We start from the raw sequence: 1,587 nt of genomic DNA on the forward strand, positions 1-1,587 counted from the left end.
TACGCCGCCGCGGCAGTCTTCCTCTCCGAAGTTGCTCCCTTGATTCACGGCATGCGCCTGGATGTGGAGCGCAATATCGGTGCGGATCCCGAGGCGAACAAACAGCTTTTTGAGGATCTCCTCAAATGCGTGCGCCAGCTTGTCGCCGAGGCGCGCAATGCTGAAAAGTTCAAGAAGCTTGCTTTCGGCAAGGGCGGAGAAAAGCTCAACCCTGAGCTTGCCAAGCTTCTGAAGCACAAGAGGAACATTCAGAATGACATCAAAGCCCTCGAAGACGGCCTCCGGCAGGCGGAAAGGGCTCAGGCGGCTCTTGCTGAAATCCAAAAGGAGCAGAACAAGGCGCTCGCCGGGAAAGAAGCGTCTTCGGACAATGCCGAAGGGAAGAAGGATCCCGTTGCCCTGATGGCGACGATTTCAAACGCCCGCACGCCTAAGAAGCCCGAGGACGAAAAGTCTGCCGACGGGAAGAAGAGGAATCTGCGCGGGCGGCAGAAGTCGAAAAACGATCTTCCTCAGGTGCTCCGCATCCCGGAAACGGCTGATGCAGGCGTCTGCCCGACATGTCATTTCAAGCTCAAGGAACTCGGCGTGCAGGTAGCGCGTCTTGCGGCGGTTCTCCAATCTCTGCGGGATCGCTTCGTGAATGCAGAATACAAAATCCCGCTCTGCTACTGCGAGAAATGCCGAACCGTGCATCCGCTTTTCCCGAAGGACATGCAGTTCCCCGTGAAGCCGGAGCGCACCGTCCTCATGACCTGCCTCGCCGAAGCGGCGAAGCTGCTCAACAACGGCCTGCCGATCAACCGGGTCGAAGTGATGATGTTCAGCCGCCTGAAGTTCGGCTCCAACACGCTCTTTGAGAACCTCTACGACTGGGCGAACATCTACATCGAGCCGCTGATGAAGCATATCGTGCAGAAGTGCGGCGACCGCGTATTCCTTGCAGACGAAACGCGCTACGACATTCTCGAGGGCGAAGCCCGCGGCGCTTACGCGGAGAGGGAGAAGACGAGCTCTCAAACCTACGTTCTTTCCGTGGGCACGAAGACGAACAGCTCGACGCCTTTTGTTTGGTTTTCCGCTCTCGGATCGAGAAAGGCGGAGGACATCGGCGAGCTCCTTGAAAGCCTCCAGCTCACGATGGATGCGCTTGTGGCCGACGGCTATGCGGGCTACGACGCCCTGTCGGATACGGTGCTCAGAGGCGTGCGCAGGCAGAGCTGCCTCGTGCATGCTCGACGCGAAGCTTACGGAACCGTAACGAGCAAGCTGTTTCTCTCGGAGCTCAACAAACTCACGCCGCAGGAGCGTGCGGAGCGGATTCGTGCGCAGGCGCTTGCCGGCACGACGGAAGCCCGCATGCTTTCCATCCTGAGCGGCTACCAGCTTCTTTTCCAGTATGAGAAGGAAGTTGCGGAGCACCTGGAAAACGAGAGCGACGAAGAGCACGGCGCCCGCATTCTGAAGCACCGCAGGGAGTACTCCGCTCCGGTCTTCGACGCCATGGACGAGCTCTACAAAGGGCTTGCCGAAACGCTGGCGAAGGAGAAGAACGGCAAGTACGTGAAGACGATCGACACGGCCGCA

General features: G+C 58.8%; 1 protein-coding gene. It reads left to right on the forward strand.

The features are described from left to right. Window positions 1–1,587, forward strand: a 1,587-nt coding sequence (locus GBM95_RS11645; RefSeq protein ID WP_152159242.1) for an IS66 family transposase, incomplete at both ends; no start/stop codon positions are given.

It is taken from the genome of Sutterella seckii, from assembly GCF_009183815.1.
In the GTDB taxonomy this organism is placed as follows: domain Bacteria; phylum Pseudomonadota; class Gammaproteobacteria; order Burkholderiales; family Burkholderiaceae_F; genus Sutterella; species Sutterella seckii.